This window comes from Inconstantimicrobium porci (genome assembly GCF_009696465.1).
Classification (GTDB): Bacteria; Bacillota; Clostridia; order Clostridiales; family Clostridiaceae; genus Inconstantimicrobium; species Inconstantimicrobium porci.
This window is the reverse complement of record NZ_VULX01000003.1, coordinates 93,501-116,190: the sequence shown is the minus strand read 5'-3', so window position 1 is coordinate 116,190 and position 22,690 is coordinate 93,501. Positions and strand designations below refer to the sequence as shown.

Sequence of the window (22,690 nt, the reverse complement as noted above, 5' to 3'; positions counted from 1 at the left end):
CCCTATCTATGCAATTATACCCTTGTTTACATTTACACCTAAGTTTTTGTTCTTTCTCCAATGTAAAGAAGTCTTTGCTATAACACCTTCAAATACATAAAGCAATGATGGAAGTATAAAGATGATTACTGCCATACTAATAAGTGCTCCACGTGCTATAAGAAGACATAGACTCCTAATCAGCGCCATATCTGATATCATTGCAACACCAGCAGTTGCAGCAAAAAATGTAAGTCCACTTGTAGTTATTGATTTAGCTGATTCCTCAAGAGCAATTCTAATAGCGTCTTTTTTGTTACTTCCATTATTTAGCTCTTCATTGAATCTAGATGTTAGTAGTATTGCGTAATCAACAGTAGCTCCTAATTGAATAGTTCCTATAACTATACTTGAAATAAACGGAATTATTGATCCTGTATAATACGGAATGCCCATGTTTATTTCAATTGCAAGTTCTATCGCACCTACAAGAATAATAGGTATAGATACCGATTTAAATACAAACATTATAATTATGAAAATCACCAAAATTGATGTAACTGATACTTTCTTAAAATCAGAATCTGCGATTGTAATCAAATCCTTTGTCAATGGTCCTTCACCAGTAACCATTGCACCTTGATCATAGGATTTAACAATCTTTGTAATCTTGTCAATTTGTTCATTTTCCGAAGTCTGTGCTGATTTATAAGATGAATTTACAAGCAGTAAATTGTAATTCCCCTGTTTAAATATATCTTTAACCTTATCAGGTATAAATTCATCTGGAATTAAAGGTCCAATAAATTTTTCATATGAAAGAACACTTTCAACTCCACTCAGCTTTTCAATCTGTTTAGTCATGTCATTGACTTTATAATTATCAACTGTCTTATCTATAAGAACAAAATGAGTTGTCATCATATTAAAATTATCCTTTAGTTTATTAAGACCGACAATTGATGCCATGCTCTTTGGCAGAGACTCATCAAGATTATAATATACGCTTGCATTTCTCTCTCCAAATACAGCTGGAATAAAAGCTATTACAAAAACTGCTATAAAAGCCTTGTAATGCTTAGTAACTATTCTTGATACTTTTGCGAAATTTGGAATTATTGTCTTATGTGTAGACCTGTGAATTGGCTTATCAAAAGCTAAGATAAATGCTGGCAAAACTGTTACTGCACATATAACACCAATAATAACTCCCTTAGCCATTACTATTCCTATATCTTTTCCTAAAGTTAAGTCCATAGTACATAATGCTAGGAAGCCTGCAATAGTTGTAAGAGAACTTCCTGATATTGAAAGCATTGTTGCAGAAATAGCTTCAGCCATCGCATCTCTTTTATCTTCATACTCTTTAATCTTTTCATCATATCTGTGCATTAAGAATATAGAGTAATCCATCGTAACTCCTAGTTGCAAAACAGCAGCTAATGCTTTTGTTATATAAGATATTTCACCTAGAAATATATTTGTTCCCATGTTATAAAGTATGCCGATTCCTATACATACAAGGAATATGATTGGAACTAGTGTTGATTCCATAGATAGAATAAGAACTACAAGTGAAAAAACAACGGCAAGTATAATATAAAATGGTGCTTCTTTATCCGCAAGGTCCTTAGTATCCTTTAATATAGCGGACATGCCACTTAAATAACATTGCTTACCCATTACATCTCTTAAGCCATCAATTGAGTGCTGAGTAGTTTCAGATGCTGATGATTCTTTAAGTTTAACGACCATAAGTGTTGAATTACCATTATACATCTGTTTTTTCACATAATCCGGAAGCATTTCCTTTGGTATTGATATATCAAGTGCATCATCAAGCCACAATACATCTTCAACACCATTTACCTTTTTCATTTTGTCTTTCATAGTTACAATGTCCTTTGACTCCATACCATTAACTACAATTAACGCCATTGAAGCATCAGAATAAGTTTTATCAAGTATTTTTTCCCCTTTTGTTGAATCCAGATTCTTAGGGAGATACCCCAATATATCATAATTAATCCTAGTATTAAAATACCCAAATACAGATGGAATCAATAGTAATAATCCTATAATCACAACAAGCATATAGTGATTTGATATGAATTTCCCAAATTTCCTCATCTAATTCATCCCCTTTTAAACTCAAGCTATCATAGTTAGTATTTTTTTAAATAAAATAGGTTTAATACTATCTATGTCTGTCGGTTCATTATTGATTATGCAGTTATACGATACGCTTCCAACCAATTCTACAATCAAAAATAGTGTAATCTCAGCCTCCTCTCCTGACATACCTCTTTCTATTAGTTTTTCTATAAAAAAGGTTACAGTCTCTTCTACTTCGTCATGTTCATCCAACCTGCTGACTGCAATCTTATATAGGCTCCATGAAAAGTTCTTATTAATTAGCTTAAGCATTAGTTTATTATCTTTAAAGTAATTAATCACATATTCTACAAAAAATATACACATCTCATCAAATTCAATAATATGAGACTTCTTGGTTGCATCCATTGCTTCATCAAATATCTGTCTACTTTTTTGAAGTATTATTTTATTGATGATGTCATACTTGTCCTTAAAATACAGATAAAATGTCCCCTTAGCAACACCCGCTCTTTTTACAATGTCATCAATTGCTGTATTATTAATCCCCTTTGATATAAATAAATCGAATGCTGAGCTACACAGCTTCTCTTTCTTTAAATTTTTCTTCATTATATTTTTTTCTTTGCTCATCAATGCTATTCTCCTTTGCAAATATGACTAATAGTCATTTAACAATTACCATTATATGTCCAAAATGACTATTAGTCAATATTTTTCAGCCATTTTTTTGAATTTATTCTATTTCTTACGCATCTAAGAGTTGCTCACTTTTCATCTCTTTTTTGTTATACTCAATATAATATAAACCAATTAAATTACAGACACGTAATTATGTGTAAAAAAAGAGCATGTACAAAAATACATGCCCAATTTATATATAGAATCAATTTATACTATTTCTCTTTTGCAATTGTTATTATTTTCTTAACTCCAAATATAACAAATCTTATAGCCAGATATACACAGAACAAATAGAAAAATCCATTCATTCCAGCAACAATATCACCAAATTCCATGTTTCCTCTTTTAGTAAGCCACTGTTCTATTTCTATAGCAAATACTATAACAGTAAGCACAGTTAATGAATAAATAAATGAAATTGCAGTTATGCTGTACTTTGAAAGCCACTTAAACAATGCCTGAGTTGCAAAGAATATTACCATACCTATGATGCCAATAACAATAAAATGCAGCTGCTTATCATTGATGCCTGTCCCTAATCCCCCCACAGAATTCTGTATTGCATCATGAATATTATTTACTATATTTAAAAATTCCTTCATTATTTTTACCATAAAAAAACCACCTCACACTAATATTTATATATTATAGCATAAAGGTGGCTTAAGATTATAATAATTTTATTACATTATCACTTTTGCTACTGTTGTAGTTAAAAAACATACTACTATGGCGATAGCTGTAGGTATAACAAAACCTGCAATCGTCCATTTTATACTACCGGTCTCTTTTTTTATTGTATACAGTGTTGTGGCACAAGGCCAGTGCAATAGTGCAAAAAGCATTGTATTAAGAGCAGTAATATATGTCCATCCATGTGAAACAAGTATCTGTCTTAACTGATCAATGCTTTGAAAATCAGTCATTGATGATGTTGATAAATAAGCCATTAATAATATAGGAATGACTATCTCATTTGCTGGTATTCCAAAAATAAATGCCATAAGTATATATCCATCAAGGCCTAAACATCTGGCAAATGGATCTAAGAAACCTGAAATGGCTGCAAGCACGCTCATATTCCCAATCTTGATATTAGCTAGCAACCATACAATAGCACCTGCCGGAGCAGCTACCACTACAGCCCTTCCTAAAACAAAAATGGTTCTATCGATAATTGAAGTATAAAGAATTCTACCTACCTGAGGTTTCCTATAAGGTGGAAGTTCTAATGTAAAACTTGAAGGTACACCTTTTAGTAATGTTTTTGATAATACATATGATACAATCAGTGTCATTAAGATGCCCAGTATAACAATACCAGTAACTATTAGTGCAGGTATAACATTTAATCCTCCTGCAGTGACTTTAGCCGTAAAAAATACTGCTGCTATTGCAATAAGTGTAGGGAACCTTCCATTACAAGGCACAAAATTATTTGTTAGAATTGCAATAAGCCTTTCTCTTGGAGAGTCTATTATTCTGCAGCCAATTACCCCTGCTGCATTACATCCAAGTCCCATGCACATACTAAGACACTGCTTACCATGTGCACATGCTTTTTTAAACAGATGATCAAGATTAAAAGCAACTCTCGGTAGATATCCCAGATCCTCTAATAGCGTAAATAGAGGGAAGAATATTGCCATAGGTGGAAGCATTACAGAAACTACCCATGCAAGCGTTTTATATAATCCATCTATTAACACTCCAGTAATCCATGATGGTACTGCCAGTTCTATAAACCATTCTTTCAAAATATCCTGAAGTTTAAATAGTCCTGTACTTAAAAGCTCCGATGGGTAATTTGCACCTTCTATTGTTAACCATAATACCAATGCAAGCATAGCGCACATTAGTGGTATGCCATATTTTTTTGATGTAATGACATCATCTATTTTTTTATTTAATTCGTTTTTCTTCCCTATCTGTTTTACATATTTTCTGCTTATTTTTTCAGCCAGTTTATAATTTTTTTCTGTAATTTCATCACGTATCTCCTTTTTGCTAAGTGCTTCTATTTTATCTTTAAACTTTAGAGATATTTGATCTACTACTTTAATATTTATATACTTTTCCATTGACTTTAGCAGACTTTCATCTCTGTCGATTATTCTTAAAGCGAGCCATCTGGAATTAATTTTTATCCCTGCCTTTTTAATTTCTTGTTCTATTTCTCCTGCCAGTTTTTCTATTCTGTCACTATATTGTACTACTTCCCGTGAATTACCTTCTTTATTTAATGACATTTCTTCAATTTTGTCCTTTAATACATCAAGCCCTACATTATTTCTAGCAGCAGTAAGGACAACTGGAATACCAAGTTCCTTTTCAATGCCTGATCCATCAATGTAAAGACCATTCCTTTTGGCTTCATCAATAAGGTTAATACACAGTATAACATTCTTTGTAATCTCCATAACTTGAAATACAAGATTTAAGTTTCTTTCTAAACAATTAGCGTCTGTAACTACTATAGTAGCATCAGGATTACCAAAACAGATAAAATCTCTAGCTACTGTTTCTTCCACAGAAGACGCAAAAATAGAATAAGTTCCTGGAAGATCAACTAATATATAGTCTCTATTATTATACTTAAATTCACCACGAGCATTTGTAACCGTCTTGCCCGGCCAGTTTCCAGTATGTTGATGTAATCCTGTCAGTGCATTAAACACTGTACTTTTCCCTGTATTAGGATTACCAGCCAAAGATATTACAAATTGATTATCAGTTTTGTCCACATTAAATAATTCTTTTAACGAATCCTTACCAGTAGATTCATAAGTAAGTCCCATAAACAACCTCCATAAAAATATTTATTATATTTCGATTAACTGACTTTCTTCACTTCTTAGAGCTATCATTGTTCCACGTACGTTATAAAGAGTAAGATCGTTTAAAGGTCCTTTTCTTACAACTTCTAATACAGCTCCTTTTGTAAAACCTAAAGCCAGCATACGTTCTCTGATTAAACCATCTGCAAGAAGATTTTTTATTTCAACTTTCTGATTTATTTCTGCTTCTGTTAATTTTTTCATCATTACATTCCTCCTCGTATTATACAAGACTAATTTTTTTATCCTCGACTAACTTTTTATTAATATATAGTAGTATATATAACTATAGATGGTTCATATTTTTGAAAAAATTTCATATAAATCTTAGTATACAAATAATATGGAGGTTTTTATGGACAATGAATTTTACACATTTACGCAATATATGAAAAGTGATTATAATATTCTCAGTGCATCTGGAGAAGATTACCTAGAAATGATCTACAGACTCAGCCTTGAAAGAGGTTTTACACGTGGCAATGAACTGGCTGCAGCACTAAATGTTCAGCCTCCATCTGTAACAAGAATGCTCAAAAAGCTTGATTCTCTTGGATATATAGATTATGAAAAATACAGCATAGTAAGGTTAAAAAAGAAAGGAGTAACTATAGGGAAATTTCTTTTAGACAGACACGAGACACTAGAAAATTTTTTAAAGATGATAAATGTTTCAAAGACACTTGAAGAGGCAGAGAAGATTGAACATACGCTTAATGATGAGACAATTTGGGGGATTAAGTGTTTATCAAAATATTTTAATGATAATCCAGATTTAAAAAAAGACTTTACTAATAAATATATTTTAAATAAAAAAAATCAGACATAAAAAATATGTCTGATTTTTTAAATTATTAAAGAACTCTTCTAGCTCTTCCAATACTTTTCCACGGAACATTGGTGATTCTAACACATCCATTATGGTTCGGTGATTCAATCCATTGTCCATTTCCTATATACATTCCAACATGTCCCAAATTACTATAGAACAATAAATCTCCTGGCTTAAGATCGTTAAGAGGGACTTCTATTCCACTGTTAATTTGTGAATATGTGCTTCTTCCAATATTAATTCCAACCTGTTTAAATGCCCAATACATTAAACCAGAGCAATCAAATGCCTTATAGCCTTTTCCTACTTCTCTTGCTGCATTATCATACTTTCCAGCACTTGCATAAGAAGGGTTTTCAGCTTTTAGTCTGTCTAATAATGACGATGTTAATTCTTCTCCCGCACCACCATAAACATATGGTGAACCAATTTGCTGTTTCATTAAACTAAATACTTTTTCATAAGTAGCTGATACGTGTTCACTACTTGATTCATGTGAACTACTGCTATTTGAATTACTTGAACTTGAAGCCGTAACAATCTTAATATATGTCTTACTAGCATATCCTTTTTTACCATTCACATCAACGTGGTACCAAGAACCAGATTCTCCTATAATTTTAAATGTTGTACCTGGATAGATATATCCTAAAACTGAACCTGTTGTACTAGCCGTACTTCTAATTCTTAAGCTGCTACTCACATTATGTAATGTCCCATTCTTAGTAGCATAGTTTTGATTTGTTCCTGAGCTTGTACTATTCTGGCTGTTATTTGAGGAAGAGCCAGAAGAACTGCTGTTATTGTTTGTACTACTGCTTGAACTACTAGCTGAAGTTATTTTAATGTATTCTTTGCTGGCGTATCCTTTTTTACCATTGACATCAACATAATACCAAGAACCAGATTCTCCTATAATTTTAAATGTTGTACCTGGATAGATATATCCTAAAACTGAACCTGTTGTACTAGCCGTACTTCTAATTCTTAAGCTGCTGCTCACATTCTGTAATGTACCATTCTTAGTAGCATAGTTTTGAATTGTTCCAGAAGTTGTACTACTATGACTATTATTTGATGAAGAACCAGATGAACTACTTGTACTATTGTTTGTACTGCTACTTGTTGATAATTTTACATAATCTTTTGATACATAACCTGTCTTACCATTTACAGAAACTTTGTACCAGTTGTTTTCCTGTCCTTCTATCTTAAGTGCTTGTCCATTTCTCAAGTAATCAATAACATTAGTGCTTGTTGATGGACCTTGCCTTAATCTTAAAGAAGTACTTACATTTGTGACATATCCAGTATTACTGCTTTTAGAAGCAGTTAAAACTCTTGGCTCTTCCACAGCAACATTAATATATTCATCATAAACATATCCTGATACATTACCATGCTGTATCTTATACCAGTCTCCTTTTTTCTCTTTAATATCTACTACTGTATTATTCTTAAGCTCACCTACAATAGCAGAACTTGTTGAAGCATTTTCTCTTATTCTTAGAAAGCTGCTTACATTTTGTACTGTACCTTTAGTATTTAATTCTGCTGCATATGCATTATCTTTAGGAATCAAAATTGCTGTTGAAATCGTAGCACCCAGTATTATTCCGCGTAATTTTTCCTTTTTCAAAATTCTTTCCTCCTACGATGCGCAAATTTTAACATATAATCATTAACTTCACTATTAATACTAAAGTTTTTTGAACTTTTTTTCAAGAATAATATAGAAAAAAGGAAAATTATTATGTTAATTTTCCTTTTAACCACATTTATGTATTACTTCTCAGAAAAAGTTGCACATAATGTCTGCTCTGCTTGATGAGCATGTTCACCAGCAACCTTTATACTATCTGCAGTACATATATGACTACAGTTATATACACATTTTTCAGCTGCACATCCAACTTCTACATTGGGATTAGGATCAACTGTAAGATTTGTGAAACCATTATCTTTTTCTACAAAACTTTCACAGTCAGTATACTCAGGTTCATCGGCATTTTTACCACCTACATAAATTGAACTTATGCAACAATAATTATGATTATTATTAGCACAATTTTTAACACTACAATTTAATTTAGTCATATCTATCCCTCCAAAATCATTTTGTTTTATTTTGCTCTTCTAAAAAATAATTTATTCACCTTTCATATAGACTTTATATAGTTTTGACATAATTCTGCCACAATTCACTTTTATAATAGTAATTGTAAAGTAAATAAACAATTTCCCATAAAACATTAAAAACACTAAGTTCCCCATTAAAAAGCTCAAGAAAACCTATTCCCAAGGTTTAACTTGAGCTTTTGTGTATGCAAAAAGCCGGAGAATCAACTTCCCCGACTTCTTCATAAAATCTATAAATCAGTGCTGCCATATACTGCTGCATATTATCAGTAGTACTTTTAGCAGCTTCAAACCACCTATCACCAGTTAGATACAGTATAGGGTTATTAACTACGGACGAGAAACTATAAGCATATTTTGCACTTTTTACAAAAATCATATCAGCAAACTCTTTAAATCTGTAATCTTTATATTCGTTATACTTGGAACTATGATTTATCAATAAATCATAATTTCGATTATCTACATACTTCTCATAAAAATAATGTGTGCTATTTGCTGCTGTCAAATTTGCTACATGGTGAGGTTCATTAATATCTTGAAAATAATGAAGTGATCTGCCAAACTCTGTAATAGCATATTCATGATTAGATTTATAATTGTCAAGTGCATTATTTAGATGCTCCCTGTACTTTTTATATGCATTTTCCTTACTGCCTTTAAGAAACCCAGCAAGATAGCTTTTTCCACTGTATGGATTATAGAAATGACTGCTATATAAATTATCTTTTTCATCCTTATCAGGAAGATCACTAGAAATTACAATTACATACTTATCATTTAATATAGGCTGTATGTTTTCTCTGCCAAAATCATTACATAGTATATTAAATGCATTGTTGCAGAATATCTGATGAGAATGATTTGATCCACCCGATTCATATCTATGATTATCTTTTGCATATATACTTTTCACTGTAAAAAGATTAAGTATTACTACTGAAATTAAAAATACACTTAAGCTTTTCTTCATTATTATTTAATTCCAAGTGTGTTTTTTGCGTCATTTATCATTTTTGTAAGTTCATCTTTTGCTGCTCTGGGTGCTTTTTCAATGTCCTTCATAGTTGATATAAAATCATCCTTACTCTTCTTTAAAAGACTATCACTATCCTTATCTAATGATTCATGTGCTTTATTTATCTCAGCGAGATTTTTATCGATGCTAGCTATAACATCTGCATTCATCTTTTTAACTTCTGCATCATCGCTCTTTACATTTGTCTCAAGGTCTGTCTTTAAGTTTTCAAGTCCCTGTCTTAAATCTTCATATGAAGTTTTTGTGCCTGTTACCATATCTTCAGAAACTTCTACTTTTGCTTCGTCTAACTTGTTAAAATCATAATCTGTGTCTATCTTCAAGTCAGTAAGATAGACATTTGCTCTGTCTTCAAGATAATTTGCATAATCTTCTTTACTTGAAATAGACGCTGCTTCACTGCTCTGTGCACCAGTTCCTGAGTTTTCCTGTGGCTGTACTGTCTTTTCTTCTCCACATCCATAAAAATTAACAACCATTGCAGCAACCGCTGCTAAAGTCAATGCTTTTATTCTTTTGTTCATTCTCTATTCCTCCCAGGCATGAATTGAAAACATCAATTCAAATATTAAATTCTAATATTATAATGCCTTATTTAAAATTTAATATTCCTAGTTCATAAAGCTTATAATAAAAGTAGTACCTTTATTGAGCTCACTAAATACTTTTATTTCGCCATTCTGTGCTTCTATAATGCTCTTTGAAAGTGAAAGCCCAATTCCTATACTATTTGGATCTACACTTTTATTACACTTATAGAATCTCTTAAAAATATTCTTTCTTGTTTCTTCCGTCATTCCTTTTCCATTATCACTTATAAGAATCCTTGTAATAAGTTTTCCCTGTAATACTGTAACTTTTATTATTCCGTCATCATCAGTATGTTCTACTGCATTCTTTATAATATTGGAAAAAGCTTCAGCCAACCAATCTTTATCGTGATTAATATCGGCATCAAGATCACCTTCAGCAATGATACTTTTACTGCTTTTTATATTCTGCATAAAAGGCGCTATAGCAATCTCAACAGCTTCTCTTATTGGCTGCTTTTCCATATCGAACTTTACAGCCCTTGCCTTCAGTCTACCCATCTTTAAAAGATTCATGATAAGCCATTCCATCCTCTGCAGCTGTTCATCTGATTTTACTATAAACTTATTCCTGTCCTCATCTGATAATTTTTCATTAGTCTTCATTATATCGTTAAACATAATGAGAGAAGAAAGTGGAGTTTTAAGCTGATGTGATATATCAGCAAGAAAATCTTTAAGATTGTTCTTCTCTTTCTCCAGCATGCTTATAGAATTATTTATTCTCTCACCAAGATAATTTATTTTTGAGATAAGGATAGAAATTATTCCTTCTTCAAAGTCTCCATCAATATTTCTATACTCACCATTAGTTATCTTGTCAGCTGAATCAATTATTTTATTTAACGAATCAAATACTCTTTTTATATCTCTTACTGAGATAAAATAACAAACTGCTGTAATCAAATAAAATATAGCAAGGAACACGCATGCTGTCATGAAAAACAATTTATAAAACAATCCATTTGCTGCAAAAGAAAGGTTCTCATCATAGCCATAACTTTTTAAAACTTCCTTGGCTTCTTTAAGTTTTCCCTTTGATACATCCTGGCTAAAATTTTTTATAATATCTATCTTATTGTTATATTCAATAATATCAGCATAAGTCTTTATATTGCTGTTAATTATATCATTATTTATTTTTTCTGCGATAATAAATGAAGAAAGCATTATAATAATGCTTCCTACAATTGCTATCAATATATATCTTTTATTTATTCTCTTTATTTCAGGATTTCCATACAATTCTTTTATTTTCATCATTATACTCCTACAATCCTATAGCCAATGCCTCTTATAGTTTCAATATATGGACAATTCTTGTCTTCTTTCAGCTTTTCTCTCAGCCTTTTTATGTAGACTGTAAGTGTTTTTTCTTCAATAAAATCTCCATCTACATCCCACAGACTGCTTAAAAGCTGTTTTCTTGTGAGAACATTTCCTATATTTTTGATCAACATAAGCAGTAGCTTGTACTCCATTGTTGTAAGCTGTATCTTTTCCCCATCCTTATAAACCTCATATTTTAGAGGATATATGGTAAGGTTCCTGAATGTTATCATATCGTTAGATGTGTTTTTGCTTTTTCTTCTTGCTACAGCCTTAATCCTGGCTGTAAGTTCTCTTATTCTTACAGGTTTTGTGATGTAATCATCGGCTCCTATGTCAAGTCCCAGTACTATATTTCCCTCTTCATCACATGCTGTAAGAAAAATAATCGGCACTTCGCTACTCTTTCTCACTTTCCTACATAAATCATAACCTGTTCCATCAGGAAGAGTTACATCAAGAAGTATCATATCTGCGTGTTCATACTTTTCCTCAGCCTGCTTTAGAGTATATGCACATTCAACTTCAAAGCCATCATTCTTAAGTGAGTACTCAATCCCCATAGAAAGTGTTTCATCATCTTCTACTAATAATATTATCATCACATCACCCCTTATAGTCCTAATCGTCGTCTCTTATCCCTTCTACTATTGTAATAGTCTTTAGTTTTTTTAGTGGTGCTAAAGTTGCAGCATATGTTACAAGAATTGTAACTATAATTGATGATATAAATGGTATTACTGCAAATTTATACTGTACTTCGCCAAGTCCTCCGCCTAACTTTATAAGCAGAAGAAGTAATGCAACAGAAATTGCTCCACCAATTATTGATGATATTATACCATATATTGTACCTTCAAGTATAACACTCTTTCTAAGCTGTTTCTGCGTCATGCCTATAGCCTTCATGGTTGAAAATTCTTTCTTTCTAAGCAAAAGATTTGTTGAGATTGTATTAAGTATATTAACAATTGAGATTACAGATACAATTATGATAAAACAGTATACAAAGAATGATATCTGATTATAAGTATGAGTGATAAGATCAACTGCCTGCTGCTTATCCACATAATTATACATAGCATTATTATCATTCTTACTAAAATAATCAAGAGCTCTAGTTCTGTCATTATCATTATCAAAGTTGATTCCTATTCTGCTTATCATCTTAGTTCCTTTTATTACATTTGCGGTTTTATTATTCATAAATATCTGTACTGCATTATCAGATGAAAACCCTGAAAAAGGATCTCGGTTAGCTATAGCCATTATAGTAAACTCATAATATTCATTATTTCTTACTGCCTTTTTTGCTGCATTCATATATTTATCATGGTAATTTTCTTCTTTACGATCTAAATCAAGATTTACTTTTGGAATTCTTATTTTGTCTCCTACCTTATACTTTGCAGGATATACTGTTTTAATCTTGCCATTTTCATTTTTATCCTTGTAGCCTGCTACAATTATCACCTGGCCTTCATTTATTTTCTTTTTATCAATCTTACCTTCAACAATATAGTCCTTTAATATATTTAAAGAATTATTGTCTGTTGAAATTACCCTGGTTAACAAATTAACCTTATCTTCACCAAAGTCATGTTCAAATTTATACCTTTTAGCTGCTGTATTTACTTCATTTTTATCTATTACCGAATATATAGTATTATCAGTCCTAAATACAGACATATTTTTAATGAAGCTGTTTTTCTTAAATTCATCGATAGATTTTTCGTCAAAATTCAATGATGGTTGAACTTCAGCCTGATACGCTACATTTCCATACTCTTCTCTTACCATCTGCTTCGCATAGTCCATGAAACCATAGAACACATTAAAAATAACTATTGAAACAGTTAATGCTAAAACTGTTATGATAAATCTAAGAGGTGTTCTCTTTATGTTCTTATATGCAATATCTCCTTCAATACCAAAGATCTTGCCAATAAGCCCACTCTTTCTTTTCTTAAGCTTACCCTTTTTAATTTCGTTTGAGTTTTTCATAGCCTCAACAGCTGGTATCCTCTTAGCTTTTTCAGCAGGAAAAATCATTGAAAGGAAGATTGTCACAGCTACTACTACTGCTGAAATGAGAATTGCTTCCCAATAAAATTTTACTGTGAAGTTATCCATTCCTAACAGATCTCCGCCAACAAAAATCTTTATACCATACTTTAGCGCAAAGAATCCTACAATACATCCAACTGGAAATGCAATAAGCCCCATCTTGATTCCTTCATTAAAAATTATTCTCTTAATCTGTGAAGGCGTAGCCCCTATAGCCTTAAGTATTCCGAAATACCTGATTCTTTCTATAACAGACATGTTAAATGAATTGTATATTACTATAATTGTACATACAACTATTATTGCAATAACAAATATTGTTATATATTCTAAAGCAATATTCTTGTCCTTATTACTACCATTGCCTGTTAAATAAAGTATTTTACTATTACCGGTAAGATTATCTGAATTTATTGTTACCTCTGCGTTAGATGCTATTTTCTTAATTATAGACTGTTTATTCTTATTTGATTTTAGGTTAACTGCAACTGTATATTTTTCATCACTAGTCATCCTAGATGAATCAAAATATGTCGCAATATTAAGTCCTAAGTAATAATCTGATTTAGATATACCTACAACTTCAAACTCTTCATTCTTGCCTTCTGAATTCTCAAGCTTGATTTTATCACCAATATTAGTTTCAAGGTACTTCTTTGTATAATTATCAATTACAATCTCGCCATATTTTTCAGGCATCTTTCCTGAACTTAATTTACTTCTATAAAGTCTTTTAAAATACCCACTATCACCTACTAAAAGATAACACTCTTTATTATTGACCTTATAACTTTGTTTATCATCAGTGGACCTCTGTACTGAAAAATTTGCTACTTCAACATTCTTGATGATCTTTTCAGCTTGCTTATCTGTTACATCAATAAACTTAAATTCAAAATCATTACCTGTACTTCTTTCATTAGCTATCATAGAATCCCTGAAACTTAAAAGGAATGTACCTACAGCAAATATAAGAACTGTTGCCATCATTATACCAAAGATAGTCATCAATGATCGTTTCTTATTCTGTTTCATGTATCGGTTTGATATTTCACTATAACTTTTCATGATACTTCCTCCTATTCAACAATTCTGCCATCTTTGATTTTGATGATTCTATCAGCATTTTCTGCTATGTTTAAATCATGAGTTATAACTATTGCTGTCTGATTATATTTTTTAACAGAATATTTAATCATCTCGATGATTTCTTTTGAATTTTCACTATCAAGATTTCCAGTAGGTTCATCCGCAAGCACTATTGAAGGCTTATTGATAAGAGCTCTTGCTATTGCAACTCTCTGCTGCTGTCCACCAGATAATTCCGATGGCAGGTGATTAAGCCTTTCCTTAAGCCCCAATGTTTTTACAAGATCATTAAAATATTCTTCATCTACAGTTCTATGATCTAGAAGTGCCGGCATCTTAATGTTTTCTTCCACTGAAAGAACTGGTATCAGATTAAATGACTGAAATATAAAGCCTATTTTTCTTCTTCTAAAAATAGCTAATTTTGATTCATTAAGTTTATATATATCTGTATCATCTATAATTACCTGACCACTAGTTGGCTTGTCTACGCCTCCTATCTGATGAAGAAGTGTACTTTTTCCAGAACCACTTGCTCCTATTATCGCAACAAATTCTCCTTTCTCTACATTCATATTGATGTTATCAAGTGCAACAACTTTATTTTCACTTTTCCCATATACTTTTCCAAGGTTCTTAGTTTCTATTACTTTCATACCTATATTCCTCCAAAATTTTCTTCATGAGTTTATAATAAACTATCAATATTACAGCAGAGTTAATTACTTTATTACAATTTTGTAATAAAACTATTTTATGTACTCACTTTCTATTGCATGTACAAGGTCACATATCATGCTATTATATGGACACTCAATGTTATACTTGCTGCTAAGTCTTACAACTGTTCCATTTATTTTATCTATTTCAGTTTTTGCTTTTCTTAAAGTATCCTGATACATTGATGATTTGCTTAATCTTGTTTTATATGATACATCTAGTGCATTATTAAAGGCTTCTTCAAAAGTAAAATTCATTCCTTCTTTATTAGCCACGATCACAGCTTCTTTTACAAGCTTTGCTGCTATTTCTTTTACGCTGTCATTTTCAGCAACTGCACCATTATTCATTTTAAGAATTGTTGTTAATGGGTTTATAGCTATGTTAACAAATAGCTTACTCCATATTAATCTTTTTACATCATTATTTACTTCAGTAATGAATCTAGCTTTATTGAATATTTCTGCAACTTTTTCTGCATTATCCTGATTTCCAACTACTGTACTAATATGTGTTGTACCACAACCAGCATGTTTTGCATGTCCTGGTCCTACCATTATAGAACTATGTGAAGAAGTTCCAATAATTATGTTCTCTTTCTTTACAAACTTCATTATGTCTTCATCATTTCCATATCCATTTTGAAGTGTAAGCACTATTGTGTCTTCCTTAAAAATATTTTTATGTTTATTTAACTCACTTATTGTATTAATTGATTTCACAAAAACAATCACAAGATCAACATCATTAATATCTCTTGAATCCTCGTATGCCTTTGCTTTATATGTATATGAACCATTCTCCTCATCTAGCGTTATCCCATTTTCATTTATTTTTTCAACATTATCCTTCCATCCATCAATCATTATTACTTCATTGTCTTTTGAAAGATATGCTCCGTATAAGCACCCCATAGCACCTGATCCTATAACTGCAATTTTCATAACATCCTCCTATATTATACATTATTTATCTTAAACACCATTATAATTTACCATTTTTGATATTAACTATCAAATCATCAAATAATAAAATATAACAAATGTAATTATATAAATTCTTTTACAATATTATTATCATTAAGCATTTATTACATTTAAAACAAAAGCGATTTGTCGTATAATAATTATATCAATAAATTGTATTTTTAATACAATTAAGGGGGGATAAAACAAATGTTATTAATAGATGAAGCTAACAGATGTCTACAATGCAAAAATCCAAGATGTAAAAATGCATGTCCAATAAGCACATCTATACCTGAAGTAATTGCACTTTATAAAGAAGGAAAAAATCAAGAAGCTGGCAAAATACTTTTTGAAAATAATCCACTTTCACTAATATGTTCAATAGTATGTCCTCATGAAAATCAGTGTAGAGGAAACTGTGTAAGAGGACTCAAAGGCGAACCAGTTAAATTCCATGAAATCGAAAAGGAATTATCAACAGAATACCTTAATTCACTTCATTTTGATAAAGCTGCTAAAAACAAGGATAATGTAGCAGTTGTTGGTGCAGGTCCTGCTGGAATTACTATTGCCATGATACTTGCTTTAAAAGGATATAAAGTTACAATTTTTGATGCACATGAAAAAATAGGCGGCGTTCTTAGATATGGAATTCCAGAATTCAGACTTTCTAATAAAATAGTTGATATGATGGAAGAAAAACTTCTAGAATTAGGAGTTACTATAAGACCAAATACTGTTGTAGGGCCAGTACTTTCTTTAGATAAGCTTTTATCCGATGGTTATAAGGCAGTTTTTGTTGGTACTGGAGTCTGGAATCCAATGCCTCTTAATATAAAGGGAGAATCTTTAGGCAATGCTCATTACGCTATAGACTATCTTTCTTCACCATCTGTATACAGATTAGGAAAAAGAGTTGCCATTATCGGTGGTGGAAATGTTGCAATTGATGCGGCAAGAACTGCAAAACGTTCTGGAGCTGATGAAGTATATATACTTTACAGAAAAGGTGAAGAAAATATGCCTGCTACTAGAGATGAAATACGTGAAGCTAAAGAAGACGGTGTTAAATTTAAATTCTTCCACGCTCCTCTTGAAATTACAGATAGCGGTGTGAAACTTGCAAAGACCCAAAACGTTACTGATGAAAATGGTAGAATTTCTACAAAAATATTAGATGGAGATGAAGAATTCTTTGAATGTAATTCAGTAATAATAGCTGTAAGCCAGATGCCTAAAACTAATATTGTTTCATCAAACACTGATATAGATACTAATAGACGTGGATTTATTATCATCGATGAAAGTGGCAGAACCACTAAAAAAGGTGTCTTTAGCTGTGGTGATGTTGTAACTGGCGGCAAAACAGTAGTTGAAGCAGTTGCCTCTGCAAAAAAAGTTGCCAAATCAATAGACGAATACTGTAATAATTTATAATCGATGATGGAACTCCTTCGGAGCTTCCAAAATAAAGATGAAATTGCCTCTTTAAAACTCTTCTAAATTCATAAATAAAATAATTTATAGACTTGGAAATAAAGCCTCTATTATCAATAAAAACAGCAGTCATTAAAATGCCTGCTGTTTTCAAATTCAATTTTAAATTTAAAATCTAAATTTAAAAATTATTTTTCTTGTGTCCAGCTAACCTTCTCAACTCATCCACTTCCTGTTCTGTTATATATATCCACTTTCCTTCTTCTATATTATCTATTTTTATATTTAATATTCTTATTCTCTTTAGCTTATCTACTGTGTATCCAAGTGCTCTACACATTTTTCTTATCTGCCTGTTTAATCCCTGTGTAAGAATTATCTTAAAAGTAAAATCATCTACTCTCTTAACTATACATTTTCTTGTAACTCCACAGTTAATATTAACTCCACTGCTCATCCTCTCTATAAACTCATCATCATATTTTTCTGTAAGTGTTACAATATACTCTTTTTCATGATAATTATCGGAATTTAAAATATCGTTAGCAAGATCACCATCATTTGTGAGAATGATTAACCCCTGTGACTCTTTATCCAGTCTTCCTATAGGAAAGATATAAGCTCCATAACTTATATAATCTATTATATTATTATGTACAGTCTTTTCAGCAGTACATGTTATTCCCCTTGGTTTGTTAAATGCTAGATACACTTTTTCATGATCATAAATTTCCTCATTATCTATTAATATTTCATCACTTTCTTCTACCCACTGGCCAGGTATGCACTGTTTTCCATTTACAGTTATTCTACCTTCTTCTATCATTCTCGCTGCATCTTTTCTAGAGCATATGCCCTTGTTGCTCAATAACTTATTTATACGCATATAAACTTTCCTTTACAATATAATTAATACTCTAGATTTTATCATATAAAAAAGAAACTGTCATAAATCCACACATAATTTATAACAGCTTCTTTTCTATCTTAATATTAAATTAGCAAAATCTATTATTTTATGCTTCTGCTACATTATCAGCTTTTACATTCTTAGTTCCAGACAACTTTTTTGCACAAGATAAAACTACAATAACTCCAAGTGCCATAAGCATTATTGCAATAATTAACTGTAATCCATCTACCATGAATACGAAATTTCCTGTAACAAAAAGCTTCTTTAATAGATTTACTGTAGCTTGTAATAATGCAGTAAATGTAACTGCCATCATTACAAGCATAGGAACCCATAGCATAAATCCTTTACGTCCTGTTGCTCTAAGGAATACAACAAGTGTAATTAGTACAAGTGCTGAAAGTAGCTGGTTTGCAGCTCCAAATAATGGCCAGACATTATTATATCCTCCAAGACATAATACAAAGCCAGGTGCAAGAGTAACTGCTGTAGCAAAATACTTATTTGTTAATACTTTCTTAACTCCTGTTACTTTAGATAAATCATCCTCGCCATCAAGAAATAATTCCTGGAATGACATACGTCCTATACGTGCAACTGAATCTAATGAAGTAAGTGCTAGAGCTGAAACGCACATTGTCATAAAACATACAGCAACGTGATTAGGTACACCAAGCTTGCCTAAAAATCCTGCAACTGAACCTGCAAATATTGAGAATGGTGTTCCATCTGGAAGCTTTCCTCCTACAGAAACAGATCCTGCAACTACAAGTGCTATAACACCAAGTAGTGATTCTACAAGCATTGCCCCATAACTAATTCCAAGCATATCTTTTTCATTTTTGACAGTCTTAGATGAAGTACCTGATGAAACAAGACTGTGGAAACCAGATACAGCACCACATGCTATAGTAACAAATAATGTAGGAAATAAGTTTTTCCCACCAACATTAAATGCAGTAAATGCAGGAAGATTCATAGCTGGATTCGCTACTACTACTCCAACAACTGCTCCAACAATCATTCCTATAAGAAGGAATGTACTAAGATAATCTCTTGGCTGCATAAGAAGCCACATAGGTGTAATAGATGCAAGGAAAAGATATATACATACTACTACAAGCCATACATTTTTGCTGAAATATAACGGACATGCTATTCCAAGTGCAAGCATTCCTACAAGAAGTACAACTCCAATAATAAACTGCTGTTTAGAATTTGGCTTTCTATATTTTACATATAATCCAAAAATCATTGCAACAACTATAAAAAGCATTGAAATAGATGCTGCTGCTGCATTTGGTGAGCTTTTGGCACCTGTTTTTGTGAATCCATTAAATGTTGTAGCAACCATATCTGAGAATGCTGCAATTACAAGTAAGGTAAAAAGCCATGCAAAAAGTGAAAAAATCTTCTTACCTGTTTTACCTATATACTGCTCAATTAGAAATCCTATAGATTTACCTTCATTCTTAACTGATGCATACATTGCTCCAAAGTCTGTTACTGCTCCAAAGAATATTCCTCCAACTAGAAGCCATAATAATACTGGAACCCACCCAAAAACTGCTGCAAGTATAGGTCCTGTTACAGGGCCAGCTCCTGCTATTGACGAGAACTGATGTGAAAATACTACTCCTTTTGATGTCGGAATGAAATCCACACCATCTTCATGAGTATATGCAGGTGTCTTAGCTTTTGCATCTATGCCCCATTTATTCGCAAGCCACCTTCCATAAAATAAATATGCACTGCTTAAAATAACTATAGCAACACCTACCATTAATAATCCATTCATAATAATAACCCCCAAGTAAAAATAATTTCTTATTTTTAATATAAATTTATACTAAATATACCGGCTAGCACTTGATATATTTTATACATTTTACATATAGATTATATTTTGTTTTGCAAATCCAATATTTCATTATTTAGATAATAATACCAGAGTGATATTTTGTCAATATTTTTTAAGTTTTATTGTGCATTTTCTTTATTTTATTAGTTTTTACATGTTTCTTATCAAAATAACTCGTCATTTATTATTTTTTTATCAATTGTATTTACAACCAATAAGAATTATTAGATAATAATCAATATAATCTATGGAGGTATACATAATGAAAAATATAATAATAAAAGAAGGTATGAAAGCACCAGACTTTACTTTGAATGGATCAGATAAAAAAGAACATAAACTAAGCGATTACTTGGGCAAAAAGATAATATTATACTTTTATCCTAAAGACAACACACCAGGATGTTCTGTTGAGGCTCAAGATTTTAAAAACTGCTTCGATGATGTAAGCAACAAAAATACAGTGATACTTGGCATAAGCAGAGATTCACTAAAATCTCATGACAAATTCATAGCTAAATATGATCTTCCTTTTATTCTTTTATCTGATGAAGATGAAACAGTATGTAATATGTATAATGTAATGAAAGAAAAGAAAATGTTTGGTAAGATATGTTACGGAATCGAAAGAAGTACATTTATAATCAACGAAGAAGGCATAATTACAAAAGCATATAGAAAAGTAAAAGTACCTGGACATGTAGATGATGTACTAACAAATATTTAAATAAACAAGAGTCTCCATACTATTTAAAGACTAGAAATAATTAAGAATTTAGATTTTAAAATTTAGAATTATGGATGGAACCAGCTAGTTTTGCTAGCTGGTTTCTTATATTTTAATGAAGCCAAAGCCTCCAAACCTCTATGTGCAGTATATTATTAATATAAAAAAAGTTTCCCACAAACTCTTTTTGTGAGAAACTATATTCTACTATTTCTGAGCTAACTTAAACTTTTTCCAGTCTCCGTCTGCTATGTATATTGCGTCTTTTTCAAATCTTTCATCTATTGATGGATTATAGAAGTAAACATAACACTTTTCCTTAGTTCCATCTTTGTGTTCAACTTCAAGTAAAGTTTTATGATATTCATTTTCAGGATTTCCTTCTCCCTTGAAGTTTTCCATTACATCGATAGCATTTATAGTATCATCATAATTTTCAACTTCAAAGATTTCTCCCTGAACTATTCCAGTTCCTTTAGTTATAGCTGGGTAGCCCTTATATGGAAGATCATATAAATCCATGTTCTTTAAAACTGCTGGAGTCATCTTGATAACTCTTCCCTTTAGATACTTGTCATAATTGTAAAACCCTTCTCTTAAACTTCCATAAACAAAAATATTAATATTACTCATTAGCAAATTGTACCTCCTATTACTTTGATGTCTTCGTTATTCTCTACTGCTGCCTTGATACAAAGTTCTAATCCTTTTGCTATATCATTTACTGACATTGATGGTTTTTCAGGCTTATCAATAACTTGAGCTGGTGTATATGGAACATGGATGAATCCGCCCTTAACTCCAGGATACTTTTTATCTATCATATATAGTATTCCATACATAACATGATTACATACAAAAGTTCCTGCAGTATTTGAAACAGCACTTGGAATACCATTTTCCTTCATTTCCTTAACCATTGCTTTTATTGGAAGGTTTGAGAAATATGCATTTTCGCCATCTTCAAATATAGTGATATCTAAAGGCTGATTTTTTTCATTATCTTCAATTCTTGCATCATCTATATTGATTGCTACTCTTTCAGGAGTAACACCAAATCTTCCACCTGCTTGTCCAACTGAAATAACAATATCAGGATTATATTTTATTATGTTTTCTTCTATTCTTTCTAATGATTTTCTGAAAACTGTAGGAATTTCTATTTTTATTACTTCGGCTCCAGCGATGTTGTCTGGAAGCGCATTAACTGCTTCTAGAGCAGGATTTATCTTTTCTCCGCCAAACGGATCAAAACCAGTTATTAATACCTTCATAATATCAGCTCCCTTAATTTATTAGTTAGTGTAAAGTTTCTTCACACTTTTTACTTTAAAATTTATTTATATATCAAGGTTTCGGAAGTT

Annotated in this window: 21 protein-coding genes; 3 read left to right on the top strand and 18 right to left on the bottom strand. The window is 31.4% G+C overall.

The window, feature by feature from the left end:
- Positions 1-6 precede the first annotated feature (6 nt).
- From FYJ33_RS04115 to FYJ33_RS04095, 5 genes are all read right to left on the bottom strand, one after another.
- Positions 7-2,109 (bottom strand): efflux RND transporter permease subunit, encoded by a 2,103-nt coding sequence (locus FYJ33_RS04115; RefSeq protein ID WP_154530497.1) that lies wholly within the window; start codon positions 2,107-2,109, stop codon positions 7-9.
- Between the two features lie 21 nt (positions 2,110-2,130).
- Complete coding sequence (locus FYJ33_RS04110) at positions 2,131-2,727, bottom strand: TetR/AcrR family transcriptional regulator (protein ID WP_154530496.1); 597 nt, start codon at positions 2,725-2,727, stop codon at positions 2,131-2,133.
- A gap of 263 nt (positions 2,728-2,990) precedes the next feature.
- Positions 2,991-3,392: a hypothetical protein gene (locus FYJ33_RS04105; RefSeq protein ID WP_154530495.1), complete on the bottom strand. Its 402-nt coding sequence runs from the start codon at positions 3,390-3,392 to the stop codon at positions 2,991-2,993.
- A 69-nt stretch (positions 3,393-3,461) separates the two neighbouring features.
- Entirely contained in the window at positions 3,462-5,576 is a 2,115-nt protein-coding gene (gene feoB / locus FYJ33_RS04100) for a ferrous iron transport protein B (protein WP_154530494.1), read from the bottom strand.
- Positions 5,577-5,600: 24 nt separating this feature from the next.
- The gene (locus FYJ33_RS04095) at positions 5,601-5,822 is read right to left on the bottom strand and encodes a FeoA family protein (protein WP_338157069.1); all 222 of its coding nucleotides are present in this window, start codon (positions 5,820-5,822) and stop codon (positions 5,601-5,603) included.
- Between the two features lie 148 nt (positions 5,823-5,970).
- Here FYJ33_RS04095 and FYJ33_RS04090 point away from each other — a divergent pair, with 148 nt between their 5' ends.
- Entirely contained in the window at positions 5,971-6,444 is a 474-nt protein-coding gene (locus FYJ33_RS04090) for a metal-dependent transcriptional regulator (RefSeq protein WP_154530493.1), read from the top strand.
- Between the two features lie 25 nt (positions 6,445-6,469).
- On the opposite strand, the gene FYJ33_RS04085 is transcribed toward FYJ33_RS04090, so the two are convergent.
- The 9 genes from FYJ33_RS04085 to FYJ33_RS04045 form a co-directional block, all read right to left on the bottom strand.
- Positions 6,470-8,086 (bottom strand): C40 family peptidase, encoded by a 1,617-nt coding sequence (locus FYJ33_RS04085; RefSeq protein ID WP_154530492.1) that lies wholly within the window; start codon positions 8,084-8,086, stop codon positions 6,470-6,472.
- Between the two features lie 146 nt (positions 8,087-8,232).
- Complete coding sequence (locus FYJ33_RS04080; protein ID WP_154530491.1) at positions 8,233-8,544, bottom strand: DUF1540 domain-containing protein; 312 nt, start codon at positions 8,542-8,544, stop codon at positions 8,233-8,235.
- Positions 8,545-8,752: 208 nt separating this feature from the next.
- Positions 8,753-9,559, bottom strand: coding sequence for a phospholipase C/P1 nuclease family protein (locus tag FYJ33_RS04075; RefSeq protein ID WP_154530490.1), 807 nt, complete (start codon positions 9,557-9,559; stop codon positions 8,753-8,755).
- Between the two features lie 2 nt (positions 9,560-9,561).
- Positions 9,562-10,149: a hypothetical protein gene (locus tag FYJ33_RS04070; protein WP_154530489.1), complete on the bottom strand. Its 588-nt coding sequence runs from the start codon at positions 10,147-10,149 to the stop codon at positions 9,562-9,564.
- Between the two features lie 87 nt (positions 10,150-10,236).
- Positions 10,237-11,475: a sensor histidine kinase gene (locus FYJ33_RS04065; RefSeq protein WP_206046607.1), complete on the bottom strand. Its 1,239-nt coding sequence runs from the start codon at positions 11,473-11,475 to the stop codon at positions 10,237-10,239.
- A gap of 2 nt (positions 11,476-11,477) precedes the next feature.
- Positions 11,478-12,149 (bottom strand): response regulator transcription factor, encoded by a 672-nt coding sequence (locus tag FYJ33_RS04060; RefSeq protein ID WP_328598652.1) that lies wholly within the window; start codon positions 12,147-12,149, stop codon positions 11,478-11,480.
- A 16-nt stretch (positions 12,150-12,165) separates the two neighbouring features.
- Positions 12,166-14,679, bottom strand: a complete 2,514-nt coding sequence (locus FYJ33_RS04055) for an FtsX-like permease family protein (RefSeq protein ID WP_154530486.1) — start codon at positions 14,677-14,679, stop codon at positions 12,166-12,168.
- Positions 14,680-14,690: 11 nt separating this feature from the next.
- Entirely contained in the window at positions 14,691-15,356 is a 666-nt protein-coding gene (locus FYJ33_RS04050) for an ABC transporter ATP-binding protein (protein WP_154530485.1), read from the bottom strand.
- A gap of 93 nt (positions 15,357-15,449) precedes the next feature.
- Positions 15,450-16,364, bottom strand: coding sequence for a ketopantoate reductase family protein (locus FYJ33_RS04045; protein WP_154530484.1), 915 nt, complete (start codon positions 16,362-16,364; stop codon positions 15,450-15,452).
- 231 nt (positions 16,365-16,595) lie between these two features.
- On the opposite strand from FYJ33_RS04045, the gene FYJ33_RS04040 reads away from it, so the two are divergent.
- Entirely contained in the window at positions 16,596-17,825 is a 1,230-nt protein-coding gene (locus FYJ33_RS04040; RefSeq protein ID WP_154530483.1) for an NAD(P)-dependent oxidoreductase, read from the top strand.
- 181 nt (positions 17,826-18,006) lie between these two features.
- Here the strand turns inward: FYJ33_RS04040 and FYJ33_RS04035 are convergent, their stop codons facing one another.
- On the bottom strand, positions 18,007-18,711 hold the full coding sequence (locus FYJ33_RS04035) for a pseudouridine synthase (protein WP_154530482.1): 705 nt from the start codon (positions 18,709-18,711) through the stop codon (positions 18,007-18,009).
- A 130-nt stretch (positions 18,712-18,841) separates the two neighbouring features.
- A complete protein-coding gene (locus FYJ33_RS04030) occupies positions 18,842-20,536 on the bottom strand; it encodes a carbon starvation CstA family protein (protein WP_154530481.1) in 1,695 nt (564 codons plus the stop codon).
- A 325-nt stretch (positions 20,537-20,861) separates the two neighbouring features.
- Between FYJ33_RS04030 and FYJ33_RS04025 the strand changes: the two genes are divergently transcribed.
- A complete protein-coding gene (locus tag FYJ33_RS04025) occupies positions 20,862-21,326 on the top strand; it encodes a peroxiredoxin (protein ID WP_154530480.1) in 465 nt (154 codons plus the stop codon).
- A gap of 207 nt (positions 21,327-21,533) precedes the next feature.
- Here the strand turns inward: FYJ33_RS04025 and FYJ33_RS04020 are convergent, their stop codons facing one another.
- Complete coding sequence (locus FYJ33_RS04020) at positions 21,534-21,959, bottom strand: gamma-glutamylcyclotransferase family protein (protein WP_154530479.1); 426 nt, start codon at positions 21,957-21,959, stop codon at positions 21,534-21,536.
- Positions 21,959-22,600 (bottom strand): pyroglutamyl-peptidase I, encoded by a 642-nt coding sequence (gene pcp, locus FYJ33_RS04015; RefSeq protein WP_154530478.1) that lies wholly within the window; start codon positions 22,598-22,600, stop codon positions 21,959-21,961. The genes FYJ33_RS04020 and pcp overlap by 1 nt, the downstream gene beginning before the upstream one ends.
- Between the last annotated feature and the right edge of the window lie 90 nt (positions 22,601-22,690).